The organism is Nonomuraea sp. B10E15 (genome assembly GCF_039871615.1).
GTDB lineage: Bacteria > Actinomycetota > Actinomycetes > Streptosporangiales > Streptosporangiaceae > Nonomuraea.
The window spans coordinates 88862-115457 of the sequence record NZ_JBDPMB010000008.1 but is presented as its reverse complement, the minus strand read 5'-3'; the positions used below and the strand labels follow the sequence as shown (position 1 = coordinate 115457).

At 70.5% G+C, this 26596-nt stretch carries 22 protein-coding genes, 1 tRNA gene and 1 pseudogene; 13 read left to right on the top strand and 11 right to left on the bottom strand.

Annotated elements, in window-relative coordinates; genetic code table 11:
- Nucleotides 1–81 precede the first annotated feature (81 nt).
- Both ABGB14_RS23500 and ABGB14_RS23495 read right to left on the bottom strand, forming a co-directional pair.
- A complete protein-coding gene (locus ABGB14_RS23500; protein WP_347645968.1) occupies nucleotides 82–1425 on the bottom strand; it encodes a glycoside hydrolase family 6 protein in 1344 nt (447 codons plus the stop codon).
- Nucleotides 1426–1563: 138 nt separating this feature from the next.
- Nucleotides 1564–2130, bottom strand: coding sequence for a TetR family transcriptional regulator (locus ABGB14_RS23495; protein ID WP_347645967.1), 567 nt, complete (start codon nucleotides 2128–2130; stop codon nucleotides 1564–1566).
- Nucleotides 2131–2238: 108 nt separating this feature from the next.
- Between ABGB14_RS23495 and ABGB14_RS23490 the strand changes: the two genes are divergently transcribed.
- From ABGB14_RS23490 to ABGB14_RS23465, 6 genes are read left to right on the top strand one after another with little or no spacing between them, the layout of a single operon-like run.
- Entirely contained in the window at nucleotides 2239–4047 is a 1809-nt protein-coding gene (locus ABGB14_RS23490; protein WP_347645966.1) for an MDR family MFS transporter, read from the top strand.
- Nucleotides 4044–4454 (top strand): hypothetical protein, encoded by a 411-nt coding sequence (locus tag ABGB14_RS23485; protein ID WP_347645965.1) that lies wholly within the window; start codon nucleotides 4044–4046, stop codon nucleotides 4452–4454. Before ABGB14_RS23490 ends, ABGB14_RS23485 begins: the two co-directional genes overlap by 4 nt.
- Complete coding sequence (locus tag ABGB14_RS23480) at nucleotides 4451–4687, top strand: hypothetical protein (RefSeq protein WP_347645964.1); 237 nt, start codon at nucleotides 4451–4453, stop codon at nucleotides 4685–4687. Before ABGB14_RS23485 ends, ABGB14_RS23480 begins: the two co-directional genes overlap by 4 nt.
- A gap of 47 nt (nucleotides 4688–4734) precedes the next feature.
- A complete protein-coding gene (locus ABGB14_RS23475; RefSeq protein ID WP_347645963.1) occupies nucleotides 4735–5175 on the top strand; it encodes a universal stress protein in 441 nt (146 codons plus the stop codon).
- Nucleotides 5176–5204: 29 nt separating this feature from the next.
- Complete coding sequence (locus ABGB14_RS23470) at nucleotides 5205–5936, top strand: M15 family metallopeptidase (protein WP_347645962.1); 732 nt, start codon at nucleotides 5205–5207, stop codon at nucleotides 5934–5936.
- A 10-nt stretch (nucleotides 5937–5946) separates the two neighbouring features.
- Nucleotides 5947–6792: an NUDIX domain-containing protein gene (locus ABGB14_RS23465; protein ID WP_347645961.1), complete on the top strand. Its 846-nt coding sequence runs from the start codon at nucleotides 5947–5949 to the stop codon at nucleotides 6790–6792.
- Nucleotides 6793–6901: 109 nt separating this feature from the next.
- On the opposite strand, the gene ABGB14_RS23460 is transcribed toward ABGB14_RS23465, so the two are convergent.
- Nucleotides 6902–7228 (bottom strand): STAS domain-containing protein, encoded by a 327-nt coding sequence (locus ABGB14_RS23460; RefSeq protein ID WP_347645960.1) that lies wholly within the window; start codon nucleotides 7226–7228, stop codon nucleotides 6902–6904.
- A 51-nt stretch (nucleotides 7229–7279) separates the two neighbouring features.
- Between ABGB14_RS23460 and ABGB14_RS23455 the strand changes: the two genes are divergently transcribed.
- Nucleotides 7280–7369, top strand: a tRNA-Ser gene (locus tag ABGB14_RS23455).
- A 17-nt stretch (nucleotides 7370–7386) separates the two neighbouring features.
- Here the strand turns inward: ABGB14_RS23455 and dnaE are convergent.
- A complete protein-coding gene (gene dnaE / locus ABGB14_RS23450) occupies nucleotides 7387–10938 on the bottom strand; it encodes a DNA polymerase III subunit alpha (protein WP_347645959.1) in 3552 nt (1183 codons plus the stop codon).
- Between the two features lie 94 nt (nucleotides 10939–11032).
- Nucleotides 11033–13216 carry an AAA family ATPase gene (locus ABGB14_RS23445; protein ID WP_347645958.1) on the bottom strand — a complete coding sequence of 728 codons (2184 nt, stop codon included), beginning with the start codon at nucleotides 13214–13216 and terminating at the stop codon, nucleotides 11033–11035.
- A 114-nt stretch (nucleotides 13217–13330) separates the two neighbouring features.
- Here ABGB14_RS23445 and ABGB14_RS23440 point away from each other — a divergent pair, with 114 nt between their 5' ends.
- Both ABGB14_RS23440 and ABGB14_RS23435 read left to right on the top strand, forming a co-directional pair.
- Nucleotides 13331–14287, top strand: a complete 957-nt coding sequence (locus tag ABGB14_RS23440) for an NAD(P)H-quinone oxidoreductase (protein ID WP_347645957.1) — start codon at nucleotides 13331–13333, stop codon at nucleotides 14285–14287.
- A 5-nt stretch (nucleotides 14288–14292) separates the two neighbouring features.
- Nucleotides 14293–14811, top strand: coding sequence for a bacterial proteasome activator family protein (locus ABGB14_RS23435; protein ID WP_132505806.1), 519 nt, complete (start codon nucleotides 14293–14295; stop codon nucleotides 14809–14811).
- On the opposite strand, the gene ABGB14_RS23430 is transcribed toward ABGB14_RS23435, so the two are convergent.
- Nucleotides 14802–15572, bottom strand: coding sequence for an HAD family hydrolase (locus tag ABGB14_RS23430; protein ID WP_347645956.1), 771 nt, complete (start codon nucleotides 15570–15572; stop codon nucleotides 14802–14804). The two genes, ABGB14_RS23435 and ABGB14_RS23430, sit on opposite strands and share 10 nt — an antisense overlap.
- A gap of 250 nt (nucleotides 15573–15822) precedes the next feature.
- On the opposite strand from ABGB14_RS23430, the gene ABGB14_RS23425 reads away from it, so the two are divergent.
- From ABGB14_RS23425 to ABGB14_RS23415, 3 genes are all read left to right on the top strand, one after another.
- Complete coding sequence (locus tag ABGB14_RS23425) at nucleotides 15823–16026, top strand: cold-shock protein (RefSeq protein WP_043619750.1); 204 nt, start codon at nucleotides 15823–15825, stop codon at nucleotides 16024–16026.
- A gap of 162 nt (nucleotides 16027–16188) precedes the next feature.
- Nucleotides 16189–17514 carry a hypothetical protein gene (locus tag ABGB14_RS23420; RefSeq protein WP_347645955.1) on the top strand — a complete coding sequence of 442 codons (1326 nt, stop codon included), beginning with the start codon at nucleotides 16189–16191 and terminating at the stop codon, nucleotides 17512–17514.
- 71 nt (nucleotides 17515–17585) lie between these two features.
- Nucleotides 17586–18749: an FAD-dependent monooxygenase gene (locus ABGB14_RS23415; protein WP_347645954.1), complete on the top strand. Its 1164-nt coding sequence runs from the start codon at nucleotides 17586–17588 to the stop codon at nucleotides 18747–18749.
- A gap of 9 nt (nucleotides 18750–18758) precedes the next feature.
- Here ABGB14_RS23415 and serS read toward each other — a convergent pair whose 3' ends face one another.
- From serS to ABGB14_RS23395, 4 genes are all read right to left on the bottom strand, one after another.
- A complete protein-coding gene (gene serS / locus ABGB14_RS23410; protein ID WP_347645953.1) occupies nucleotides 18759–20021 on the bottom strand; it encodes a serine--tRNA ligase in 1263 nt (420 codons plus the stop codon).
- A 109-nt stretch (nucleotides 20022–20130) separates the two neighbouring features.
- Nucleotides 20131–21051, bottom strand: a complete 921-nt coding sequence (gene pheA, locus ABGB14_RS23405; RefSeq protein ID WP_347645952.1) for a prephenate dehydratase — start codon at nucleotides 21049–21051, stop codon at nucleotides 20131–20133.
- 68 nt (nucleotides 21052–21119) lie between these two features.
- Complete coding sequence (locus tag ABGB14_RS23400; protein ID WP_347645951.1) at nucleotides 21120–21539, bottom strand: DUF4446 family protein; 420 nt, start codon at nucleotides 21537–21539, stop codon at nucleotides 21120–21122.
- A 22-nt stretch (nucleotides 21540–21561) separates the two neighbouring features.
- Nucleotides 21562–22752, bottom strand: coding sequence for a glycosyltransferase 87 family protein (locus ABGB14_RS23395; protein WP_347645950.1), 1191 nt, complete (start codon nucleotides 22750–22752; stop codon nucleotides 21562–21564).
- A 473-nt stretch (nucleotides 22753–23225) separates the two neighbouring features.
- Between ABGB14_RS23395 and ABGB14_RS23390 the strand changes: the two genes are divergently transcribed.
- Nucleotides 23226–25499, top strand: coding sequence for a hypothetical protein (locus ABGB14_RS23390; protein ID WP_347645949.1), 2274 nt, complete (start codon nucleotides 23226–23228; stop codon nucleotides 25497–25499).
- A gap of 265 nt (nucleotides 25500–25764) precedes the next feature.
- Here the strand turns inward: ABGB14_RS23390 and mptB are convergent.
- Nucleotides 25765–26586, bottom strand: a pseudogene (gene mptB, locus ABGB14_RS23385) (polyprenol phosphomannose-dependent alpha 1,6 mannosyltransferase MptB); the annotation flags it as partial.
- Between the last annotated feature and the right edge of the window lie 10 nt (nucleotides 26587–26596).

Below are 26596 nucleotides of genomic sequence, written 5' to 3'. Positions count from 1 at the left end.
TCGAGGAGTGCGGATGGCTCTGTGCAACATCGTCCGGGGCGCGGATATTTCGCCGGGCCCCGGACGGGGCCCGGCGAATGATCAGGAGGCGGTGCAGGTGAGGGTGGAGGGCGTGCCGTTCTGGCCGCTGTGAGCGGCGAGGAAGCCGAACGTGGTGCTGCCGCCCGCCGGCACGGTGCCGTTCCAGCCGAGGTTGGTGACGGAGACGGAGCCGCCGCCGCCGGACAGGGTGCCGTTCCAGAGTTGCGAGATCGTCTGCCCGTTGGGGAACGTCCAGCCGACCTGCCAGCCGCCGATCGGGGACGAGCCGGTGTTGGTGACGGTGACCTCGCCCTGGAAGCCGCCCTGCCACTCGTTCGTCACCTTGTACGTCGCGGTGCACCCGCCGGGGCCCCCAGTGGGTGTCACAGTGGGTGTCACAGTGGGTGTCACGGTGGGTGTCACGGTCGGCGTGACCGTGGGCGAGGGCGCGGCCATGGCCAGGTCGTACGCCCGCTGCGGCACGAACTGCCCGGCGGCCGCGATGCACCCGTCGGCCTCGCCGGGCGGCTTGACCCACAGGTAGGCGGCGATCGCCGAGTCACCCGTGTCCGTGGTGCTCCAGATGCCCGTCGCGCGTCCGGGCGGATCGCACCACTCGCTGCCGGAAGGGCCGTTGCCGTTGCGGCTGGTGTCGATGACCGCCTTCAGCCCGGACACGCCGGTCGCCGCGAGCACGTTCTTCGCGTACGACACCAGGCCGGGCGTGGAGCGGTAGTTGGAGGTGTTGACCGCGATGCCGTCGGCGCTGCCGGCCACGTCGGCGCCGTTCAGCCTGGTCGCGGCCTCCGAGGCGGACAGCCAGGCGTCGTGCCCGATGTCGAAGTAGACCTCGGCCTGCGACGACGCGGCCTTGAACTTCTTGCCCGCGTACGCCATGGAGGCCTGGACCTGGGCCTGCTCGGAGTTGTTCATGCAGTTGGACATGATGGCCAGCGCGTCGGGCTCCAGCACGATGGTGGCCGCCCGGCCGCCGATCCCGGCGGCGATCTGGTCGATCCAGCCCCGATAGGCGGAGTGGTCGGGGGCGCCGCCCGCGCTGGGGCCGCCGCAGTCGCGGTTCGGCATGGCGTAGACGACCATGATGGGGTTCTTGCCCGCCGCCGCTGCCGCGCCGACGTACGCGTCGACCTGGCCGCGCACGGTCGAGGGGTTGTACGTGGCGAACCACCTGCCCTGCGGCACGGCGGCGATCCGGTCCCTGATCACGGGGGTACGGCTGTCGCCCGGGTTCTCGGCCACCCATTCGGCGGCGTTCGTCTGGGGGTCCACGTAGAAAGCGGAGTCGGCGGCCCTGGCTGTGGACGAGGAGAGGACGACCGCCCCCGCGGCGACCGTGGCGGCCGCGGCGAGGAGCACCCCCAGGAGGGGCTTCCTGCGAGACATGGGTTTTACTCCGTCCGTCATGTGGGAGCGCTCCCACCGGCACCCCGAATGTAGGGAGCCATCACCGCCCGCACCAAGACATCGGATCGGTCATCACACCATCGCCCCAGGCCAGAGCCGCCTCGGGAGCTGAAACTTTCAGCCGGCCAGGCACGCCTCGAAGACCGCGGTGAGGCGGTCGACGTCGGCCGGCGTGGGCTCCTGCGGGCCGAGGCGGCGCCGGGTGGCGCCGATGCCGAGGAAGACCGCGGTGGCCATGCGGGCCCTGACCTGCGCGTCGGGGCCGTCGAGTCGCTCGGCGATGGGATTGAGCACGGCGGTGATGAGGCGCTCACGGGCCACGGCCCGCACCTCGGGGTGTGCCGCGGAACGTTCGAGCGCCCGCAGGATCGGGCTGTCCGGCGGTCGCCGCATGCGCTCGGCGGCGTATTCGGCCAGCCTGCGCGGCAGGGCCTCCGCGTCCCCCTCGAACAACGTGTTGAGCGTCGGCTCGCCCTGCAGGACAGCGTGGAAGAGCCCCGCCTTGGAGCCGAAATAGCGGCCCACCAGGGCGACGTTGGCCTCGGCCGCCGCGGCGATCATGCGTACGGTCACCGTCTCGTAGCCCTGCTCGCCGAACAGGGTGCGGGCCGCCTGCAGGATGCGCTCGCGCGTGGCCTCCCGGTCGCGCGGCCTGGCTCCCGCCTCCGTTGCCTGGCCGTCCATACCAGGACTCTAGTCGGCGGCGCGCGACCGCCGACCCACTTGCCGCACGGCTAGTAAACGGGCGTATACTCCACTGAGTCACGACTGTTTCAGGGGGGATGTGGTGTCTTGGTAGCCCAGGCACATACCGCGACCCCCACGAAGCGGCAGTACACCCACCGCGAAATCCTCGAGATCATGTCCGGGCTGATGCTCGCGATGCTCACGTCGATGATCTCGACATCCGTGGTGGGCACCGCGCTGCCGACGATCGTGGGGGAACTCGGCGGGCAGGATCAGTACTCGTGGGTCGCGAGCGCGACCATGCTGACGATGACGGTCTCCACGCCGTTGTGGGGCAAACTGTCCGACCTGTTCGGGCGCAAGCTGCTCTTCCAGACCGCTCTGGGGTTGTTCGTCGCCGCGTCGGTCGTCGCCGGGATGTCGCAGGACATGGGGCAGCTCATCGCGGCGCGCGCCGTGCAGGGCCTGGGCGTCGGCGGCCTGTCGGCCCTTTCCCAGGTGATCCTCGGTGACATCGTCTCGCCCCGCGAGCGCGGCCGCTACTCCGGCTACATGGGGGCCGTCTTCGGCATCTCCACGGTCGCGGGCCCGCTGCTCGGCGGGTTCATCGTGGACGCCGACTGGCTGGGCTGGCGCTGGTGCTTCTACGTCGTCGTGCCGTTCGCCATCGTGTCCTTCCTGGTGATCCAGAAGGTGCTGAAACTTCCGGTCGTCAAGCGGGAGACCTCGATCGACATCTGGGGCGCGACGACCATCACCGCCAGCGCGAGCGCCCTCATGCTGCTGCTGACGCTCGGCGGCAACGAGTTCGAGTGGAACTCGGTCTGGACCTACTTCCTCACCGCGATCGCCCTGCTCATGCTGGCGCTCGCCGTGTTGTCCGAGCGGACCGCCCGCGACCCCATCCTTCCGCCGCGGTTGTTCCGCAACCGTACGTTCGTGCTCACCAGCCTCGCCTCGCTGTTCGTCGGCATGGCGATGTTCGGCGCGATGATCTACCTGCCGCAGTACCTGCAGATCGTCAAGGGGCTCAGCCCGACCGACTCGGGCCTGATGACGCTGCCCATGGTGGCGGCGCTGTTCGTCTCCGGCGTGATCTCCGGGAAGATCGTCACCAAGACCGGCCGGTGGAAGCTCTTTCCGGTCGCGGGCCTGCTGGTGGTGGCCGTCGGGCTGCTCCTGCTGTCCAGGCTGCACGTCGACTCCAGCGAGTGGCTCATCGGGTTCGACGTCGCGGTGCTGGGCACCGGGCTCGGCATGTCCATGCAGATGCTCATCCTGGCCGCCCAGAACGGCTCGGAGCCGCGCGACATGGCCTCCACCACGTCGGGCGTGTCGTTCTTCCGCTCGCTGGGCGGCGCCGTCGGCGTGGCCGCGTTCGGCGCGATCCTGACCAACCGGCTCAAGGACGAGATGGCCGAGATGCTCAGGGCCGCGAACATCGCGCTGCCCGGCGGCTCCGACGTCAAGCTCGGCAGCCCAGACGCCATCCAGCGGCTGCCCGAGCCGATCAAGCACATCGTGCTGGAGTCGTTCACCCGCGGCCTGGAGACCGTGTTCATGGTGGGCGTGCCCATCGCCCTGATCGGGTTCGTGGCCACGATCTTCCTCAAGGAGCTGCCGCTGCGCGGGTCGACCATGGCGGCGCCGCCCGAGCCCAAGCCGCTCGGCAAGGACGACCTGGTGCTGGCCGGGCTGCTGCTGGAGCTCGTGGCCCAGCGCATCGAGCGGACGAACGGCGAGCGCTCCGCGCTGCTCACCGCGGTCGCGAGGATGGCGCCGCCCGACGGCCGCTCCGAGCGGGAGCGGGCCAGGTCGGTCGCCCAGGACGTGTTGCGACCCACCTCGCGCGCCCTGATCGCGCAGGCCGCGCCACCGGAGAAGGACCTTGTCACGGGAGGAATCTCGCAATGATTCGCAAGTTTGTCGGCGCCGTCACGGCCGCCCTGGCCACCCTGGCCGGGTTGTGGCTGATGATCGCGCCGTTCGCCCTCGGCACCCAGCCGGAGGCCGGCGACTGGACGGACGCCACCCGTTCCGAGTTCTTCACCGGCATCGGCGTGGCCGTCGTGGGCCTGGCGGGCGCGATCGCGTTCGTGCTGGCCATCCACGCGGACCTGGTGGCGCGCGGCCTGGTGGAGGTGAAGCAGCGCGCCCCCGAGCCGGCGCCCGAGCCGGTGCCGGCCCCCGCGCCGCAGGCGTCGTCCGCGGAGCTGGCCACCCTGCTCGCCCCGCTCGTCGAGGCGCTGCGCGAGGACCTGAACAACACCCCTCGCCCGAACGGCAAGGGCTCCCTGGTCGGAGTGGAGGAGAACCGGTGAAGGCCAAGCTGGGCGTATCCGCCCTCGTCCTGCTGTTCCTCGGCGGCCTGTGGCTCGTCGCGGCCCCGTTCGTCGTCGGCTACCAGCCCCGCGGCGCGGCCTACGCGGACGCGACCGTCAACGACCTGTGGCTCGGCGGCTCGATCGCCGCGCTCGCGTTCGTGTCCCTCGTGATCTACGCGGCCGACGCGCTGCGCGAGCTCACCCGCCGCGGCAAGCACGCCGACACCTGACGAGACCAGCCGTGTTCGGCAGTGGCACGGACCCTCACGGGGAGCCGTTGGAAGGCCGGCTCCCCGCAGGGCGGTTCGAGATCGGCAAGGACGGCGCCGGCCTTCTCGTCGTGGGATACGACGGATCCGACCCGAGCCGCAACGCGCTCGCGTACGCGGCCGGGCTCGCCAGGAGAGACGACGCCGCGCTGGTCGTCGCCTTCGTGGAGTCGCTCTACAGCCCGTCACTGTGGTTCCTCTACGGGTCGCCCGTCATCCCCGACGCGGCGGCCGACCTGACCGATGACCTCAGGGACGAGCTGAAGGGCGCGGGCGTCCCCTGGCGGTTCGTCAGCGTCCGCGGTGACGCGGCGCGGGAGCTGGAGACGCTGGCCGGCGCCTACAGGGCCGACGCCATCGTGGTGGGCCGCTCGCGCTCCCGCCTTGGCGGCTCGGTGGCGGCCAAGCTGGCCAAACGGGCTCGCCGTACGGTGCTGATCGTCCCCTGACCTGCTCCGACGTCGCATATGGTGGCCAGATGAAACGTACTGCCGCCATGGCGTTCGTGGTGCTCGCGTCCGTTTCCTGTGGGGCTCAGGAGCGGGGCGCCTCGCCCACGACCTCCGTTCCCGTCCCCCCTGCGTCCGATCCGCCACACGAGACGTCCAGGCCCGTGGCCGTCACGCCCGAGCCGACGGGCCCGCCGCCGTTCAGCGCCAAGGTCTCGCGGGTCACCCGCGACCGCCTGCCGTACTCCTGGAAGGCCGGCTGCCCGGTCTCCTACCGCGACCTGCGGCTGGTCACGCTGACGTACTGGGGGTTCGACGACAAGCCGCACACCGGGGAGCTGGTGGTGCGCAAGACGGTCACCGACGACATCGTGACGGTCTTCGAGAAGCTGTACGACGAGCGCTGGCCGATCCGGAAGATGGAGCTGGTCGACGCGTACAAGGCGGACGACTACGACTCGATCGACGCCGACAACACCTCGGCCTTCAACTGCCGCCGGGCCACCGGATCGAGCAATTGGTCCAATCACGCCTACGGTGCAGCGATAGACATCAATCCCCGCGAGAACCCATATGTCACCGCCAGTGGCAACACCGCACACCAGAATGCGAAAAAGTTCACCCAGCGCCCAACTAAGGGTAAAGGTGTGATAAATCCTGGTGACAAGGTCGTCAAGGCGTTCGCCCGGGTCGGCTGGGAGTGGGGCGGCTACTGGTCGGGCACCAAGGACTACCAGCATTTCTCCAAGGGCGGAGGCTGAGCATCACGCCATGACGGCCAGAGACGGCGACGGCTGGACCGAATGCGGCCTGGGGCACCGCCACTGGGGCATCCACGGCGCGTCAGGACTTCTCATCGTCCACCATGACGACCGCGGCGTCCCGCACGTGCTCATGCAGAAGCGCGCCGTGTGGAGCCACCACGGCGGCACGTGGGGCCTGCCGGGCGGAGCCCGGGACAGCCACGAGGACGCCGTCACCAGCGCGCTGCGCGAGGCCCACGAGGAGGCCGCGCTCGCCGGCGACGCGCTCCGCGTGCAGGGCGTCTACCTCGACGACCACGGCGGGTGGGCGTTCGAGACGGTGATCGCCGAGTCGGCCGAGCTGCTGGCCGCGGCGCCCGCCAACGCCGAGAGCGACGAGCTGCGCTGGCTGCCGTTGCCCGAGATCACCGGCAGAAACCTCCATCCGGGCTTCGCCGCGACCTGGGGTGAGGTGCAGGCGGCGATCAAGCCCGAGATCATCGTCCTCGACGTGGCCAACATCGTCGGCGCGCGGGCCGAGCACGGCTGGTGGAACGACCGGCTCGGCGCCGCGACCCGCCTGCTCCAGGACGTCTCCCGGCACCGGCTGGCGCATCCGGTGCTGGCCCAGTGGTTCCCCAGGATGGTGGCGGTCGTCGAGGGCGCGGCGAGGAACGCGCCGGACGTGCCGGGCATCCAGGTGGTCGCGGCCACCGGCAGCGGCGACGACGCGATCGTCGACGTCGTGCGCAGGGCCAGGCCGTGGGAGCGCGTGGTCGTCGTCACCGCCGACCGGGGGCTGAAGGAGCGGGTCGGCGCGCTGGGCGCCGAGACCATGGGCCCGAAGTGGCTGCTGGCCCAGCTCGGCACGTAGACCCCGCCAGCGGCCCGGCACGCCGGCCGTCCGCGCACGCGACACCGCGGACGGCGGCCCTGAGGCGCATCAGCCGTCGGCGCACTGTGGACGCCGGCTCTGAGCCGTGTCAGCCGTCGGCGGACGCGACGCTGTCGAAGGCGGCCTTGAGCCGCGTCACGTCGAGCACCCGCTGCAGCACGCCGTGCACCCCGACGAGCCGTAACGACCCCGCGTGCTCGGCCACCCGTCGCCGGTGCTCCACCAGCGCCCACAGGCCGCTGGAGTCACAGAACTCGAGCCTGGAGGTGTCGATGACCACCTGCACGAAGCCCTCGGTGTAGAGCTTGAGCAACCACTCCTTGAGCAGCGGCGCCGTGAGCTTGTCGAGGTCGCCGTCGAGCCGCACCAGCGCGCGACACGGCCCCCGCTCCACCTCGACGTCTAGATCCGCCACCTCCTGAACGTACACCCCTGCCACCACAGCCGCTATCGTGGGTTCCGCACAGGAGGGTTCGCATAGTGGACGAGTGCAGCCGCCTTGAAAGCGGCCAGGTCAGCGATGGCCTCGTGGGTTCGAATCCCACACCCTCCGCCAGGTGACGACCGGCTGGTTCACAGCGTGATGGCCTCCGGCCCCAGCAGCGCCTTCACATCGGCGGCGAAGCTGGGCTCCGCGTTGACGGGGAAGTCCGGCACCGCCAGCACCATGGTCTTCCCCGCCGGGCGCTTCAGGTTGATGTGCAGCGGAACCTTGCCCTCGTGCAGCTTCAGCACCTGCCGGAGCTCCTCCAGCAACTGCGGGGTGACGCGTTCCTCCCTGAGCAGGAGGGTGATCGGGGCGCCGTCGCTGTTGACGCCGGACACGTCGACCACGGTGAGGTCCGTCGCGAAGATGCTGATGGCGCCGTCCCGGTTGTTGATCTGGCCGCGGACGGCCACCACGCTGTCCTCACGCAGCGAGTCGGCGTACAGCACGTAACTCTTGGGGAAGAACAGGCACTCGACGGCGGCGTCCATGTCCTCGACCGTGGCGATCGCCCAGAGGTTGCCGGCCTTGTTGACCCTCTTGTCCACCTTGGTGACGAGGCCGCACACGCTCACGTCGCCGCGGTCGTCGCGGCCGGATTCGAGCAGGTCGGCGATCGTGGTGTCGCGGTTCCTGGCCAGGAGCCGTTCCGTGCCGGCCAGGGGATGATCGGAGACGTACAGGCCGAGCATCTCCCGCTCGAAGTCGAGCTTGGTCTTCTTGTCCCACTCCGTGTCGGGGACCGTGACGGTGAAGGCATCGTCGGCGCCCGCGTCGGCCAGCCCGCCGAACAGCGAGTCCTGGCCGTGCGCTTCCTGCTTCTTGATGCCGCTGACCTGGTCGACGGCCTGTTCGTGAACCATGAGCAGGCCCTTGCGCGGGTGGTCGAGCGAGTCGTACGCCCCTGCCTTGATCAACGATTCGATGACCCGCTTGTTGCAGGCGGTGAGCGGGATCTTGCCCAGGAAGTCGTTGAAGTCCTGGTAGAGGCCCTTCTCCTTGCGGGCCTTCACGATCGCTTCGACGACGTTCTCGCCGACGTTGCGGACCGCGCCCATGCCGAACCGCACCTGGGTGTCGCCGACCGCGACGAAGTCGAGTTGGCTGTCGTTGACGTCAGGGGGCAGGACCTGGATGCCCATCTTGCGGCACTCCGCGAGGTAGACGGCCGCCTTGTCCTTGTCGTCTCCCACGGAGGTCAGCAGCGCGGCCATGTACTCGGCCGGGTAGTTGGCCTTCAGGTACGCGGTCCAGTAGGCGACCAGGCCGTATCCGGCGGTGTGGGACTTGTTGAAGGCGTAGCCGGAGAACGGCAGCATGACGTCCCACAGGGCCTGGATGGCGTCGTCGCTGTAGCCGTTGCCGCGCATGCCCTTCTGGAAGTTGGCGAACTCCGCGTCCAGGATCTCCTTCTTCTTCTTGCCCATGGCGCGGCGCAGCAGGTCGGCGCCGCCCAGGGTGTAGCCGGCCAGCTCGCGGGCGACGGCCATGATCTGCTCCTGGTAGACGAGCAGGTGGAACGTCGGGCCGAGGATCGGCTCCAGGGCCTCCTTCAGCTCCGGGTGGATGGGCTCGATGTCCTGCCGGGCGTTCTTCCTGTGCGCGTAGTTGGTGTGCGCGTTGGCCGCCATCGGGCCCGGCCGGTACAGGGCGAGTACGGCGGCGATGTCCTCGAACCGGGTCGGCTCCATCAGTTTCAGCAGCTGGCGCATCGGCCCGCCGTCGAGCTGGAACACGCCCAGGGTGTCACCGCGCGCCATGAGCTGGTACGTCTTCGCGTCGTCGAGCGGGATCGTCAGGGTGTCGAGCGTGATGCCCCGGTTCTGCTCGATGATCTTGATGGCGTGGTCGATGATGCCCAGGTTCCTCAGCCCCAGGAAGTCCATCTTGACCAGGCCCATGTCCTCACACGACGGGTAGTCGAACCCGGTGATGATCACGCCGTCCTTGTCCCGCCGGTGCAGGGGGATCAGATCCATCAGCGGCGCCGAGGACAGGATGACCGCGGCCGCGTGCACACCGGTGCCGCGGATCAGTCCCTCGATGCCGCGGCCGGTGTCGATCACCTTCTTCACGTCCGGGTCGCTCTCGTACAGCGCGCGGATCTCGCCGCCCTCGTTGTAGCGCGGGTGATCCTCGTTGAACATGTCCGCCAGGGGGACGCCCTTGCCCATGACGTCCGGCGGCATCGCCTTGGTGATCTTGTCGCCGACGGCGAACGGGTAGCCGAGAATGCGCGACGCGTCCTTGACGGCGGCCTTGGCCTTGATCGTGCCGAACGTGTTGACCTGCGCGGTCATGGCGCTGCCGTACTTGTCGGTGACGTAGTTGACCATCCGGTCCCGGTGGCGGTCGTCGAAGTCGAGGTCGACGTCCGGCGGGTTGATCCGCTCCGGATTCAGGAACCGCTCGAACAGCAGGCCGTGCTCCAGCGGATCGAGCTCCGTGATCCGCGTGGCGTAGGCGACGATCGATCCGGTGGCGCTGCCGCGGCCGGGACCGACCGGGATGCCGTTGTCCCGCGCGTAGCGGCAGATGTCGGCCACCACGAGGAAGTAGGAGGAGAAGCCCATCGGCCCGATGACCTTCATCTCGGTCTCGTACCGCTCCATCACCTCGGCGGGGACCGGGGCGCCGTACCGCATCTCCAGGCCGCGCTCCACCTCCTGGCGAAGCCACGACTCCTGCGTCTCGCCCTCGGGCACGTCGGGGTAGTCGGGCATCCGGTCCACCTGTGCGAACACGTCGCTGTAGTCGCCGACCATCTCGGCGACCAGCAGCGTGTTGTCGCACGCCTCCGGCAGTTCGGAGAACAGCGCGTACATCTCGTCGGCCGGCTTGAGGTAGTAGCCGGAGCCGTTGAACCGGAACCGGTTGGGGTCGTCCTTGTTCTTGCCGACGCCGACGCACAGGAGGCTGTCGTGGGCGTCGGCCTGGTCCTCGGTGACGTAGTGGGAGTCGTTGGTGACCAGCAGCGGGATGTCGAGCTGCCTGGCCAGCCGCAGCAGGTCGGCCCGCACCTCCCGCTCGATGTCGATGCCGTGGTCCATCAACTCCAGGAAGTAGTTCTGCTTGCCGAAGATCTCCTGGTATTCGCCGGCGACCTTGACGGCCTCGTCGTACTGGCCGAGCCGCAGGCGCGTCTGCACCGCGCCGGACGGGCAGCCGGTGGTGGCGATGATCCCGGCCGCGTGCTGCGAGACCAGTTCCTGGTCCATGCGGGGCTTGCCGTAGTAGCCCTCGACCGAGGCCAGCGACGACAGCCGGAACAGGTTACGGAGCCCGTCCGCGTCCTTCGCCCACATGGTCATGTGGGTGAACCGGCCGCCGCCGGAGACGTCCTTGCCGCCCTCGCCGTCCGCGACACCGGTCTCCGCGCGAGAACCCCAGAAGACCGGTTTCTTGAACAACCGGGATCCTGGCGCCACGTACGCTTCGATCCCGATGATCGGCTTGACCGGGCTGTCCTTCGCCACCTTCTGGAACTCGTACGCACCGAACATGTTGCCGTGATCCGACATGGCGATGGCCGGCATATCAAGCCGCGCTGCCTCTTTGAACAGCGGTTTGATCTTGGCCGCTCCGTCCAGCATGCTGTATTCGGTATGCACGTGCAGGTGCACGAACGACTTGCTCACCCGTCCCCCGATCCCACTTCGCCCGACCTATCGCCTGAGCTTATTGCGTCTCGCGGGACTGATGACGCCTGCCGCTAGGCCCGCGCCCGCGGCCTCACTCGGGGACGCCCGCGAAGCCGTCGCCCACGCTGGCGGCGAGCTGCAGATAGGCGTCCCTGGTGGGCTCCTGGAGCCGGTCCAGATCGATCTCCGCGCCCTCCTCCAGGTGCGGGTCGTACGGCACCCGGATCACCGCTCGGCATCGGGCGGCGAAATGGGCCTCCAGCTTCTTGATGTCGACCGCCGACTTCGAGCGCGGCCTGACGCTGCACAGCACCACGGTCGCGTTCTTGACCAGGTCGCCGTACTGGTGCGCCTCCAGCCAGTCGAGCGTCGCCGAAGCCGCCCTGGCGCCGTCGACGGACGGGGAGCTGACCAGCACGATCTGGTCGGCGAGCCCGAGCACGCCGCCCATGGCGGAGTGGAGCAGGCCGGTGCCGCAGTCGGTGATGCAGATGGAGTAGAAGTTCTCCAGCACCTGGGAGACGTCCTGGTAGTCGTCGCCGCTGAACGCCTCGGAGACCGACGGGTCACGGTCGGAGGCGAGCACCTCCAGCCGCGACGGCGCCTGCGAGGTGAACGCCCTGATGTCCACGTAACGCTTGACCTGGTCACGCTCGTTGAGCAGGTCACGCACGGTCGCCGAGGTCTCCAGGACGAGCTTGTCGGAGAGCGTGCCCCTGTCGGGGTTGGCGTCCACGGCGATCACGCGGTCGCCGCGGATCTGGGCGAGGGTGGCGCCCAGGCCGACCGTGGTCGTGGTCTTGCCCACTCCGCCCTTGAGGCTCAGCACGGCCACGCGGTGGTGCCCGGCGGTCACCGGAGTGCGCGCCCTGGTCACGAGCTCGCGGCGGCGGCGCACCTCCGGGGGTTCGCCCGGCTTGATCCAGCCGCCCGACGCCTTGTAGACCACGCGGCGCCACCCCTTGGAGGGAGCGTTACGCCGTCCGCGGAGCAGGGACTCCGGGTCGAGGCTCTCGGCCGTCGGCCTCCCGGTGACCGGGGGTCTGGGCGGGGCGCTGAAGACGGGCGCCGGGGCGGGTCGGCGGCGCGGCGGCGCCGGAGGGATGTCCCGGTCCGCGGGGCGCCACTCGGGCTGGTCGGCCCACGGAGAACCCTCCTGCCCGGCGGGACGCTCACGCGGCGGGTCGTCGTGGGGCGGGCGGTCCTGGCGCTGGGAGCGCTCCAGCCGCAGGGGGCGGTCCTGGTGGCGGTCCTCCTGGACCGGCTCGGACCACGGAGAGCGCTCATCGGGCTGCGGACGCTCCTCCCGCTGCTGCTCGGGTTCGGCCCGCCGCTCGGGGCCCGCCCACTGCGGCCCGGAATCACCCCGCTGCTCGGAGCCTGCCCACTGGGGACCGGAATCACCCCGCTGCTCAGGGCCCGCCCACTGCGGCCCGGAATCGGCCCACCGCGGGCGCTCGTTCCGCGGCAGGGTCTCGTCGGAACCTGTCCACCGCGGGGTCTCGTTCCCGGGAAGGGTCTGGTCGGATCCGGAGGGCCACTGCGAGGGCTCGCTCTTGGGGGGCGTGCTCTCCCAGGTGGGCTTCTCCTCGTCGGCCGGCTTCTCCTCCGCCTGCTTCTCCGTCTGCTCCTCCGGGCGTGCGGTCTCCTCGGCCACGGCCGGCTGCCGGGCCGTCAGCGGATCCTCCACAGCCGATCCCTCGGCCGGCTGGATGGACGCGGCCGAGGGCTGGGACGGGGGCTGGGACGGGGGCTGGGACGGGGGCTGGGACGCGGATGACGCGGACGGCTCCGCGGGCGGCGGCCACTCGGGCGGCGTGGACCACGGATCGTCCGCCGGCTCCGCCGTCTTGTCCTTGTCGGCCGTCTCCGGCGGCGCGAACGACAGCGTGAAGGTCTCGGTGTCGTCGGGGCGCGGCAGCGGCTTCAGCGGAGTGTTGAAGGGGTCGTCCGCGGGCGGCGCGGCCGGCTCCTCCTTCTTGGCGGCTCCGGCCTCGCCGAGCCACTCCCCCGCCTCGCTCTCCCCTTCGGGTACGTCCTCGGCCGCGGCCGTGCCGTACACGGAGTCGACCGCCGCGCGGAACAACGGCGGCGTCGGCGTCTCGTGCTGCTGGGGCACGAGCGACCACGGGTCCTGGGGGTACGGCGAGGCGACCGGCTCGTCGGCGGACGCAGTCGAGACGCTGACAGAGACGGGGGTCTCCTCCGTCTCCTTGATCGCGTCAAGCCAGGCCAGCTGTTCCTCGAGAGATTCTTCTCGATCGTGTCTTGCCACCGTGTTCCCCCTCGGGTGGGTCTAAAGGGGCAGCAAATACCTTGCAGATTAACGCCACCTGCTCCTACGCAGCCCGGCAACCCAGAACTTCTTTGCCCGGCTACCGTGGTTCGCATGCGAGCCATTGAGATCACCGAGCCGGGCGGCCCCGAGGTGCTGGAGTGGCACGAGGTGCCGGATCCCGAGGTGGGGCGCGGAGACGTGCTCATCGACGTGACCGCCTCCGCGGTCAACCGTGCCGATGTCCTGCAACGTCAGGGGTTCTACGATCCTCCTCCCGGAACGTCGCCCTACCCGGGGCTGGAGGCCTCGGGCGTGGTGGCCGCGGTGGGCGCCGACGTCGAGCAGTTCAAGCCGGGCGACGCGGTGTGCGCGCTGCTCGGGGGCGGCGGTTACGCCGAGCGCGTAGCCGTGCCCTGGCAACAGGTCATGCCGCTGCCCGAGGGCGTGTCGCCGCGGGAGGCGGCCGGGCTGCCGGAGGTGGCCTGCACCGTCTGGTCCAACGTGTTCATGGTCGGGCGGCTGCGCCGGGGTGAGACGCTGCTCGTGCACGGCGGCGCGAGCGGGATCGGGACGTTCGCGGTGCAGCTGGCCAAGGCGCTCGGCTCCCACGTGGTCGCGACGGTCGGCACGGCGGAGAAGGCCGAGCGGGTCAAGGAGCTCGGCGCCGACGAGGTGATCAACTACCGCGAGGAGAACTTCGCGGACAAGGTACGCGCCGACGTCATCCTCGACATCATGGGCGCGAAATACCTCGCGGGCAACGTCAAAGCGCTGCGCACCGGCGGCCGGCTGGTGATCATCGGGCTCCAGGGCGGCCGCAAGGCCGAACTCGACCTGGGCGCCCTGCTCGCCAAGCGCGCGGCCGTGCACGCGACAGGGCTGCGCTCGCGTCCCGTGGAGGAGAAGGGCGCCATCGTCCGCAGCGTCGTCGACAACGTCTGGCCGCTGGTCGGGGCCGGTGCGGTGCGTCCCGTGGTCCACGCGGAGGTGCCCATGGCGGACGCCGCCGAAGCTCACCGAATGCTGGATTCCGGGGAGCACATCGGCAAGATCCTGCTAGTACGGTGAGAGTTATGAATGCTGAGGACAACAACACCCCTCACATCGTGGTGGTGGGCCCCGACTTCCAAGGTCAGGGCGATAGCGGCGAGGACGATCGGTCGGTCACCAACCTGGTCGAGCAGCCCGCGAAGGTGATGCGCATCGGCAGCATGATCAGGCAGCTTCTCGAGGAGGTCCGCGCGGCTCCCCTCGACGAGGCCAGCCGTAAGAGGTTGAAGGAGATCCACGAGTCGTCCATCAAGGAGCTCGAGGACGGCCTGGCGCCGGAGCTGGTCGACGAGCTGGAACGCCTGTCGCTCCCGTTCACCGACGAGACCGGCACGCCGCCGAGCGAGGCCGAGCTGCGCATCGCGCACGCCCAGCTCGTCGGCTGGCTCGAAGGCTTGTTCCACGGCATCCAGACCACGCTGTTCGCGCAGCAGATGGCCGCCCGTGCCCAGCTTGAGCAGATGCGCAGGGCGCTGCCCGGCGTGCCGCACGGCGAGGAGCCGCAGCCGCGGCCGCCCGGTGGTTCCGGCCCCTACCTGTAGAGCTTCTCGATCACCTGCGCGACGCCGTCGTCGTCGTTGCTCGCGGTCACGTGATCGACCGCCGCCAGCACGGTGGGATGAGCGTTGGCGACGGCGTACGCCGTGCCTGCCCAGCTCAGCATGGGCAGGTCGTTCGGCATGTCGCCGAACGCCACGGCCTGCGCGGGTTTGATCTCGTGCTGTGCGGCCAGCGCCGCCAGGGCACTGGCCTTCGTGACGCCTTGGGCGCTCATCTCGATCAGGCCTCTGCGGCTGGAGTGGGTGGCGGTCACCAGGTGCCCCACCAGCTCGTGCACGGTGGCCTGGAGTTCGTCCGGGCCCATGCCCGGGTGCAGGGCCAGCAGCTTGGCGCACGGACGTGCCGTGAGGGAGCCGGCGCGGGCGCTCCCCTTGGCCTTGTCAAGGGCGCCGAGGAGGAAATCCGACTCATGCGCAAAACCGGCTTCATACTCGACCGAAAATGCGAGATCGGCCACGTTCGCTCTTAGCTGAGCCACGACTTCCTCGAGTACATCCACCGTGATCAGGTGAGATTCCACTATCCGTTCGGTATGGAGATCGTAGATCAGTGCCCCGTTCGCACAGATGGCGAGCCCGTGGTGACGCACCGCACCCGCGACGCCGCCCATCCAGCGCGGCGGCCGCCCTGTCACGAACACCAGCGCCGCCCCCGATTCCTCGACTTTGGTGAAGGCCGCGGCCGTGCGGGGAGACAAGGTTCCGTCGGTGCGCAACGCGGTGCCGTCGAGGTCGGTGGCCACTAGACGGGGTGCGGGAAGGCTCTGCATAACAGGTTCCAGTTTGCCTGGTGATGCCGCCTGACAGAAATCTTCCTAGGGACGGGAACACCAACGCGCCAGAATGGTGTTAGATGTGATGGCGTTGTATTAGCTGATCCCGTAGTGAAAACCAGCATGACTTTGTCTGAGCCACCCCGGGTGCTTGCTGTACGACACACCGGGATCCACGAGGTGTGGGTCCCATAGATTCACATCCTGAGGGAGAGCTTTTATGGCTCAGGGAACCGTCAAGTGGTTCAACGCCGAGAAGGGCTTCGGCTTCATCGCCCCGGACGGCGGTGCGCCGGACGTGTTCGTGCACTTCTCCGAGATCGTCGGCAACGGCTACCGCAGCCTTGAAGACGGCCAGCGGGTCGAGTTCGAGATCACGCAGGGCCAGAAGGGGCCGCAGGCCTCGCAGGTCCGAGCCATCTGACCTGTAGCAGCGAGAGAGAGACCGGGGTCCGCATTCCAGCGGGCTCCGGTCTTCGCATGTGTCGGCCAGGTCACGGCTGTGACTCGACTCACACAGCCGTTGAACCGCCGGACCCTCCCATACATCGACCTCTATATGAGGTATGCGTGGTCATGTCACCCCGTGACCGTCGCCGGGGTCTTCGTACTACTGGTCAACGACCACCTGCTCAAGCAGGCCTGGCCCGGGTTCGTCACGGGCAAGCTCAGCGACGTGGCAGGTCTCGTGGTGGCGCCCGCCCTGCTCGCCCTGCTCTTCCGGCGGCGGGCCGATCTGGCGGCCACCGCGCTCGCCGGGGCGCTGTTCACGCTCGTGAAATCGACGGAGACGGGCGCTGAGGTCGCCTCCCAGGTCTGGAGCCTCGTGGCGGGCCCGTCGCGCGTCCTGGCCGATCCCACGGACCTGCTGGCCCTCCCCGCGCTCGCGCTGGCCTGGTGGGTACGCGGGCGCAGCCTCCGTACCCGCTCCTCCAGATGGCGGATCGTCGCGGCGATGCCGCTGACCGTGCTGGCGGTGGCCGCCACGTCGGCCGACCACATGCCCGCCGCGGAGTCCGTCGAGGTGGACGGCGACCGGATCGTCGTCCACGTTTCGAGCGGCCAGGACTGGATCTCCCGCGACGGCGGAGCCACGTGGTCGGAGATCGACCGGGTGATGGCGGACGAGCCCAGAAGGCCGCAGAGCGCCGCGTGCGTGCCCAGGCAGGCGACCCGGTGCTACCGGGTGGTGCCGGACCGGATGGCCGTGCAGCAGTCCGACGACGGCGGCAAGACGTGGCGGCCGTCGTGGCCCACGTCCGGCGACGACCGCGAGCGGCTGCGCAGGACCTACTCCGGCGGGCACGGGAATCACCCGATGGGCCTGGCCGTGGTGCCCCGGCCCGGCGGGCACGACGTGGTCGTCGCGAACGGCCGGGACGGCATCCTGGTCCGCGACGTCCAGGGGACGTGGCGGCGGGTGGGCTGGCCCGGCTCGGCCACGGAGCAGGCCCCGGCCGTGGACGTGAGCCTGGAGCGGAGCGTGGCGCTCTTCCTGGCCGCCTGCATGCTCTTCGGCGGCGTCGGAGCGGGGATGCGCCAGTTCCACCGCGTCTACACCGGCTTCGCCATATTCGCCTGCCTGGGCTTCTTCGCCATGGTCGCCGAGGCCGCCCTTCTGGGTCATGACGCGCTCGGCCTGGTGGCGCTCGGCGTCGTCGCGGCCGTGCTCGGCACCCTGGTCTGCCTCGTGCTGGCGTTCGCGGGCCGGGCGCGTCCCGTGACGGCCGCGGTCGGAGTCGTGGGCGGGCCGCTCGTCTACGCGGCCGTCTATCTGCCCTTCGACGGCTGGGCCGGCGGCACGCCCGAGGCGTACGAGGCCGCCGTCGCGATCGCCGCGGCGCTCACCGTTCTCGTGCTGGTGGCGGGCGCCGCCCTCATCAGGAACGACGCGAGCCGTTCCGGCCCGTGACCTGGGACCCCTCTGCCCCTCTGCTACTCTGTGGCATAGATTGATTACTTTGCGTCACAATGGGGGCTCTGGTGAAAGTCGCCTGCGTCGGCGGTGGACCCGCCAACCTGTACTTCTCGATCCTGATGAAACGTGTGGATCCGTCCCACGACATCACCATCTACGAACGGAACCCGGCCGGCTCGACATACGGCTGGGGCGTGACCTACTGGGACGAACTGTTCAACGATCTCCACCGGGCCGACGCCGACTCCGCGCGGGCCATCAGCGAGAGCTCGGTCCGCTGGGACTCCTGGGTCGCGGACATCCGCGAACGCGCCACGGTGACGGTCGAGCAAGGGGAGGCCGGCTACGGCATCAGCCGGCGCAGGTTGCTGGGCATCCTCGCGGAACGCGCCGAATCGCTCGGCGTACGCATCGAGTGGGAGCGGGAGATCACCGACGAGGACGAGTTCGGCGACGCCGACCTCGTCGTGGCGGGCGACGGCGTCAACAGCGGGCTGCGCGACCGCCACGGCGAGCACTTCGGCCCCGAGTTCCATACCGGCCAGAACATCTACATCTGGCTCGGCACCACCAAGGTCTTCGACGCGTTCGTCTTCGCCTTCGTGGAGACCGAGCACGGCTGGATCTGGTGTTACGGCTACAAGTACAGCAAGGAGCACAGCACCTGCGTCATCGAGTGCACCCCGGAAACCTGGCGGGGGCTCGGGCTCGACCAGGGGAAGGAAGCCGACAGCCTGGCCATCCTGGAGAAGCTCTTCGCCGACATCCTCGACGGGCACCCGCTGATCGGGCGGGCACAGGCCGACGGCACCGCGCACTGGCTGCACTTCCGCACGCTGACCAACCGCACGTGGCACCACGGCAACGTCGTGCTGGTGGGGGACGCCGCGCACACCACGCACTATTCCATCGGCGCGGGCACCGCCCTGGCCCTGGCGGACGCCTCCGTCCTGGCCAAGGAGCTCTACCAGCAGAAAAATCTCGAAACGGCCCTCGCCGCCTACGAACGCGAGTCGAAGGCGAAGCTCCGCTCGCCGCAGAGGGCCGCCCGCAACAGCGCCCGGTGGTTCGAGAACCTCCCGCGCTACATCGACCGCTCGCCCATGCAGGTGATCACGCTGCTGGGCCAGCGGCACTCGGTCATGCAGCCGTTCGTCCCGCCGGCGCTCTACTACCAGTTCGACCGGATCGCCGGGCGGGTCGGAGGGCTCTTCGGGTTCGGGCGCTGACGGCGGTCGCTATTTGGCCGGCTCCAGCACGTCGAGGCCGACGTAGGGGCGCAGCGCCTGCGGGACCACCACGGAGCCGTCGGCCTGCTGGTGGTTCTCCAGGATCGCGACGATCCAGCGGGTCGTGGCCAGCGTGCCGTTGAGCGTGGCCAGGTGCTGGGGCTTGCCGTCCTTGTCGCGATAGCGGACGGCGAGCCTGCGCGCCTGGAACTCGGTGCAGTTGGAGGTCGAGGTCAGCTCGCGGTAGCGGCCCTGGGTCGGGATCCACGCCTCGCAGTCGAACTTCCGGGCCGCCGACATGCCGAGGTCGCCCGCCGCCGTGTCGATGATGCGGTAGGGGACCTCGATCCTGGCCAGCATCTCCTTCTCCCAGGCCAGCAGCCGCCGGTGCTCCTCCTGGGCGTCCTCGGGACGCACGTAGGAGAACATCTCGACCTTGTCGAACTGGTGGACCCGGATGATGCCCCTGGTGTCCTTGCCGTACGAGCCCGCCTCGCGGCGGAAGCACGACGACCAGCCCGCGTAGCGCAGCGGCAGGTCGTCGGCCGCGAGGATCTCCTGCGCGTGATAGCCGGCCAGCGACACCTCTGAGGTGCCGACCAGATAGAGGTCGTCCTCAGGGAGGCGGTAGATCTCCTTGTCGTGGGCCACGTGGAAGCCGGTGCCCTGCATGGTCTCCGGCTTGACCAGCACCGGAGTGATCATCGGCGTGAACCCCGCCTCGATCGCCTGCTGCATGGCCATGTTGAGCAGGCCGAGCTGCAGCCGGGCGCCGACGCCCTTGAGGAAGAAGAACCGCGAGCCGGACACCTTGGCGCCTCGCTCCATGTCGATGGCCCCGAGCGCCTCCCCCAGCTCCAGGTGGTCTTTGGGGGTGAAGTCGAACGCGCGCGGCTCGCCATGGGTCTCCAGCACGACGTAGTCGTCCTCGCCGCCCTCGGGCGCGCCCTCATCGACGATGTTGGGCACCGTCTGGAGCACCTCGTCGAGCTCGGCCCCCAGCTTCTCCGCCTCGGCTTCCGCGGCCTTGACCTGGCTCGCGAGGTCTTTGGCCCGCTGGAGCAGAGCGGCCTTCTCCTCGCCCTGCGCCTTGGAGACCGACTTGCCCATGCTCTTCTGCTCGGCCCGCATGGACTCGAACGCGGTCAGCGCGGAACGCCGGCGTCCGTCAAGGTCGAGCAGCGTGTCGACGACAGAGTCGTCCTCACCGCGGGCACGCTGCGACGCCCGTAGCCGGTCGGGATCCTCACGAAGGGTACGCAGGTCAATCACAAGGAAAAGGCTACCGGCGCCGGACCGCGGCCCGCCCCTCTATTACGCCGAGTCGCCGCCGCCCGCCGCCGCCACCCCGCGTCACGAGCCGCCGCACGTGCCGGCGTACTCAGACCTGGCCGGAGCGGACCCGCGCCAGCCACTCGGCCGCCTCGCCGAACGCGCCGTCGGACGTGCCGCGCCTGATCAGCGGCGTCACCCCGTCGGCCCGCGGATAGCTCCCCAGGAACCGCACCTCGCCGCAGACGCGGTGCAGCCCCGCGATCGCCTCGCCGACACGGGCGTCGGCGATGTGCCCCTCGAAGTCGAAGTGGAAGAAGTAGCGGCCGATGCCGTCGCCCGTCGGCCGCGACTCGATGCGCGTCAGGTTGACCCCGCGTACGGAGAACTCCGTCAGCATCTCCAGCAGCGCGCCCGGGTGGTCGTCGGCGAGGAAGACCACCAGCGTGGTGCGGTCGGAACCGGTCGGCGCGGGCAGCGGCTGAGGGCGGCCGACCCGGACGAACCTGGTCACCGTGTCGGACCTGTCGCCGATGTCGGAGGCCAGCTCGACCAGCCCGTAGTGCTCGCCCGCGATGCGGGCGGCGATGGCCGCGTCGTAGGGGGAGCCGGGCAGCGACACTTCCTGGGCCGCGGCCGCCGTCGACGGGGCGGCCACCACGACGGCGTCGGGCAGCTCGCGGGAGATGAAGGCGCGGCACTGGGTGATGGCAGCGGGATGCGTGTAGACCCGCTTGACGTGGGCCATCTCGGTGTCGGGCCGGGCCAGCAGCGAGAACTGCACGGGCAGCAGCAGCTCGGCCGTGATCAGCAGCGGCTCGCCCCAGGCGAACTCGTCGAGCGTCGTGGTGATGGCGCCCTCGATGGAGTTTTCCAGCGGCACGACGGCGCCGTCGGCATCGCCCGCGCGGGCGGCGTTGAGCGCGGCGCTCACGTTGGCGCAGGGCAGGCGCTCGGCGGTGGGGTCGAGGAGCCGCAGGGCCTCTTCGGTGAAGGTGCCTTCGGGTCCGAGATAGGCGAGACGGGGCATGAGTCCAGAATATCCGCAGGTGGACAGCGCATGGTGACCATTCGGCCGAGCGCGTGGTGGACGACCGGCTACAGCTGCCACGAAGCCCGCGCCGTGATCAGCGGACCCAGCCCCAGGCGGGCCGCGCGCACGGCCTCCTCCTCTTCGGGCGACAGCTGCTGCTCGCCCTTTCCTCCCACCACGGACCGCACGTACGTACGCGTCTCGCTGCGCCCGTTGATCGAGGTCAGCACGATGCCGTCACCCAGCCCGTTGATCATCGCCACCGAGAACGACAGCCGCCCGGTCATCTCCGCGAGGGCGTCGTACCGGCAGACGGCCACGTCTCTGACGGCCTTGAGATCGCGCCCGCCCTCGTGCGTCTGCCGGGCGAGCAGCCGCCGGCAGTCCTCCACCGTGGCCTGCGCCCGGCGGAGGGCCAGACAGCCGATGAGCACGCCGCTGACCCCGGCCAGAACGCCCACGAAGACCCATGCGGTAACGAGCACGACACATAGCGTAATGGCCGGGTCAAGCAAGCATCCGGCGTTTCGGCACCCAGGACACCAGCAGCCACACCAGGGCCAGCGCACCCAACCCGAACCCGTTCTGGACGATCTTCCCGAGCACCAGGCTGACGCCCGGGATGTCGGCCGCCTTCAGCGATACGCCCCACCACGGGACGGGCACCACGTAATAGAGCCACACCCCGGCCGCCACCCGCAGCCTGACCGGATCGCGGCCGTCGCCGACGATCGCGCCGAGCACCACGACGACGTAGGCCAGGTGGTGGATCCAGGCGACCGGCGAGAGCAGCACGGCCATCAGCCCGACGAGCGCGACCGCGGTGATGGAGTCGCCCGCCTGGTAGGCGTCCCGCGCGCCGCGGAACCCGTACCAGCCGACCGCCGCCACGATCACCAGCCAGATCGCGGACGTCAGCAGGTCGGGCAGGTAGAGGCGGATCAGCATGCCGCGGATCGACTGGTTGGTGGTGGCCGCGTTGGCGCCGAGGCGTTCGGGATCGAGCAGCGCCGAGAACCAGAAGTCGGCCGCGTCCTGCGGGATCACCGCGAACGGCAGCAGCGTGAGCACCGCCGCCGCGAACGCCGCCATGAAGAACGTCCGCCACTGACGGGTGACCAGCAGGTAGATCAGGAAGACTCCGGGCGTCAGCTTCACCGCCGTGGCCAGCCCGATCAGGAACCCCCGCGGCCACCACGGCCTCCTGGCCACGCAGTCCGCCAGGCACAACGCGACCAGCAGGATGTCGACCTGGCCGAACCGCACCTGGTCCCGGATGGGCATCATGTACGCGCAGGCCACCATGAACAGGGCGAAGGCCCACGGCGCGTAGTTCCGCCACGTGCCGAGGGCGCCCCTGAACGCGAAGCCCACGGTCACGGCGAGCGCCACGAAGATCCCGGCCGTCCACACCCACTGCGCGACGCCCCAGGACATCCCGGCCAGCCCGACGGCCAGCATCGCCGCGACGGGCGGGTAGGTGAACGGCAGCAGTTGCGGCGCGGGGGTGAAGTAGTCGTACACCGGCCGCCCGTCGAGGAGCATCTGCCCGCCGGTGCGATAGACGTCCAGGTCGACCAGGCGTTGATCGTCCGCATTGGTGAGCCATGTGTGCACCAGCGGGGTCACGGCCGCCGCGACGACGAGCACGACGACCGCCCACGCCCACCACTGCCGCCGCCCCACGCCCCCGGTCATCGGACCTGCTCCGTCGCTTCCCCCGCGTCGCGGGGCGGGCGGATCGCCGGCTGGGCGCTCACGGGTGGTCTTTTCCGGTGATCGCGCAGGCGTGGCCGCCGGCCCGCCGGAGGCTGCCGGGCCGGGAGTCGCTTCGGGATCGGGGCTTGACGTGGCCAAGGGTCAACGGAGTGTTGCTCGCCGCACGGTTCCCGCCCCTTGGGGGTGGCACGTACTCACGGACCTCATGACCGAGCAGCGTACCGTGCCGGGCACGCCGTCCCGGCCGCCGCCTTGCCCGCTCCCGGGGCCTCGGCCCGCGCCGTGCCGACGACCCGGCCCGCCCGCGCTCAGCATCTACGATCGGACGCACATCCTTCCCCGAAACGCTGGAGCTCCCGCACATGCCCAACGACGCCAGGCCGGACCCGTACGACGGCGGGCACGAGTCGCGCGGCCGACGGCGAGTGCGATCAGGCCGTTCCCTCCGCCGCGTGTTGACGTTGCTGCTGGGCATCGCCCTGGCCACGGCCGTCGCGCCCGCGGCGGCGGGCGCGGATCCGACGCAGGAGCGGGCGGTCGGGGGGCGCGTGGCCCTGGTCGGCGTGCCCGGCCTGGAGTGGAGCGACCTCGACCGGTCACGCACGCCCCACCTGTGGGACCTCGTCGGCAGGGGTTCCTCCGCCTCGCTCTCCACCCGTACGGTGCCGCCCCCCGACCGGGGCATCACCTGCCCCACGGCGGGCTGGCTGACCGTCTCGGCAGGCCAGCGAGCGGGTACGCCGGGCAGGGGCTGCACCCCGGCCCCCGCGCCCCGGCAGTCGGGGCAGGGCGCCACGATCCCCGGATGGGAGGCGCTGAGCGCCCACCAGGGCGAGACCGGCTTCGACGCCCGGCTGGGCACCCTGGGCCGGGCCGTGGGGGACGGCGGAGGGAAGGTGGCCGCGATCGGCCCCGGAGCGGCGCTCGCAGCGGCCGACGCCTCGGGAGACGTCGCCGCCTACGCCCCCGACCTGGGCTCGGCCGCCGACCTGACCCCCTACGACCTCGTCGTCTTCGAAGCCGCTGACCTGGCGACCGCCTGGGCCGTCCGCCCCCTGGACGAGTACGGAGTCCCCGCACCGATGCCCGCCGAGGCCAGGAAGGCGGCGGTGGCCCGGGCCGACCGGCAGATCGGCGCCCTCCTCGGCAAGCTGCCCGCCGGCACCTCCGTCCTGCTGGCCGGCGTCTCCGACGTGACGCCCAACGCCCACCTCCACGTGGCCATCGCCGCCGGCCCGTCGGCTCCCGGCGGCCCGCCGTTCCCGCACGGCCGCCTCACGGCCACCTCCACCCGCCAGGACTCCCTGGTCACGATCACCGACCTCACCGCCACCACGGTCCAGCTCCTCGGCCTGCCGGCGCCCCGCGAGGTCGTCGGCCGCCCGTGGCGCTCCGGCGACGCCGCCCCGCCCGACCCGGCCGGCACGGTGGCGGACCTGGCCGACGCCGACCTGGCCAGCCAGGTGCTACGCGACGTACGCGGCCCCTTCTTCACCGTCCTGGTGACGGTGCAGCTCCTCTTCTACGCCCTCGCCGCCCTGGCTCTGCGCCGCCGCTTCAAGAACGGCACCCCGCCGCCCCCCTCCTCGCCGGAAACACCGGCCACCTCCGCGGTCGTGCCGCCGGCGGACGGCTCGGCCGCGGGCCTGGCGAGCGCGTCCAGGCTGCTCGCCGCCGTCCAGGTCGTCGCGGTGGTCAGCGGCGCCATTCCGGTGTCGACCTTCCTGGCCCAGCTGGTGCCCTGGTGGACGCTGCCGGTCCCGATGGCGTCGGTGATCGTGACGATCGTCGCCATCGCCGCCCTGATCACCGCCGCGGCCTTCGCGGGGCCGTGGCGCTCCCACGTGCTCGGCCCTCTCACCGTGGTCGCCGCCGTCACCTCGCTCGCGCTCCTCCTCGACGTCATGACCGGCTCCAAGCTCCAGGTGAACGCCGTGACCGGCTACGAGCCCGTCACCGGAGGACGGTTCTACGGTTTCAGCAACATCGCCTTCGCCGTCTACGCCACCGGCACCCTGCTCGGCCTGGCCGGAGTGGCCCAGTGGCTGCTCGGCAAGGGGACGTCCAGGGTCGTGGTCGTCGCGGCGTGCGCGGCCTATGGAGGGCTGGCCGTCTTCGCGGACGGCTGGCCGTCGTGGGGGGCCGACTTCGGCGGCGTGCCGGCCTTCGTGATCGGGCTGGCCGTCTTCCTCATCCTCCTGTCGGGCCGGCGCGTGTCACTGCTGAAACTGGCGCTCGTCGGCCTGGCGGGGGCGCTGCTCGTGGGGACGCTGTCGGTGTTCGACTGGCTGCGGCCGGAGCCTGAACGCACCCACCTGGGCACCTTCGTGCAGCAGATCATCGACGGCCAGGCGTGGACGGTGGTCGGGCGCAAGCTCACCGCCATGGTCGGCGTGACCGTCGGCAACTGGTCGCTGACCCTCCTTTCCGTGGTCGCGCTGGCCTTCCTCTTCCTGGTGCTCGCCCGCCCGTCACGCTGGGGCGCCTCCGCGCTGGGCCAGGTCTACGCGCTGGCCCCGGTGCTCAGGGCGGGCCTTTTCGGTACGCTCGCGTGCGCGTTCGTCGCCTTCCTCATGAACGACTCGGGCATCGCCATCCCCTCTATGGCGTTGACGGTAGCCGTGCCGCTGACGCTGGCCGCGTGCGTGCGCGCCCTGCAGCTCGCCACGCCCACACCAGCAGTGCCACGGTCAGGGCCAGCAGGGCCCACGCGAGCCGGGGCCTGAGCTCCGTACTGAGCCACACGAGGTCCTGTGGCTGGCCCTCCACCCTGGCGGGCAGGTAGGCCAGCGACAGGACCAGCAGGTGCGCGACCACGAACATGTCGAGCGCCGACGCCGTCACGAGCGCCAGCAGGCCGAGCGCCAGCCCGTCGTACCACGGCAGGATGTAGGGGGTCGCGAACACGTACGCCACCACCAGCACCGCCGCCACGACGGGAGCCTCCGGTCCTCCTCCGTCCGTGGCCACAGAACCGGCACGCGACGCCGTACCGGATGCGAGGCGGAACAGGGACCAGGCGACGAGTGCGAGCACGAGGAGGGAGCCCACCTGGATCTCTCCTCGGTAGGCGCTGCCGGTGCCCACGACGGACTGCAGCCAGCCCTGGACGAGCTTCCAGAACGAGGCGTGCGAGACGGCCTTGCTGGTGCGGGTGATCGGCTCGATCGCCGCCGTGCCGACGATCGCGTAACCGGCGACCACCACGGCGAGGGCGCACCCGGCCATGAGCGCCAGCCGGGCAGGGCGCCGTCGCAACTCCCAGGCCGGGCCCAGGGCGACGAGGCCGGCGTTGATCTTGATGGCCACGCCGAGGCCGAGCAGGACACCCGAACCCGCCGGGCGGGCCCTGGACAGCAGTGCCGCGACCATGCAGGCGACGGCGAGGGTGTCGGCGTGCAGGCCCGCCACCAACTGGTAGAGCAGGAGCGGGTTGGCGGTCCACAACAACGCGGCGCGCAGGCGTCTCGCCGGGTCGCCACGGGCGAACCGGTCGATGAGCAGGCCCGTCACGATGAAGGCGGCGGCGTTGAACAGGGCCAGCACGAATATGGTCAGCCGGAGCGAGTCGCCGCCCGCCCAGCTCGCCACCGCCTGCAGAGCCGTCGCCACCGGACCGTAGACGCTCGGCTCCTCCCGCCACGGCTCCTCGACCGCATCGGCGACGGGGTCGCCGGGAAGATCCACCGCGCCGTGGGTGTAGGGGTCGACGCCCAGCGTCACCATGCGGCCGTAGACGGCGTAGTTGAGGTGGTCGCCGGAACCCGAGGGAGGCAGGAACGCGAGCACGCCGGCGGCCAGGCAACCGATCATGACCGCCGTG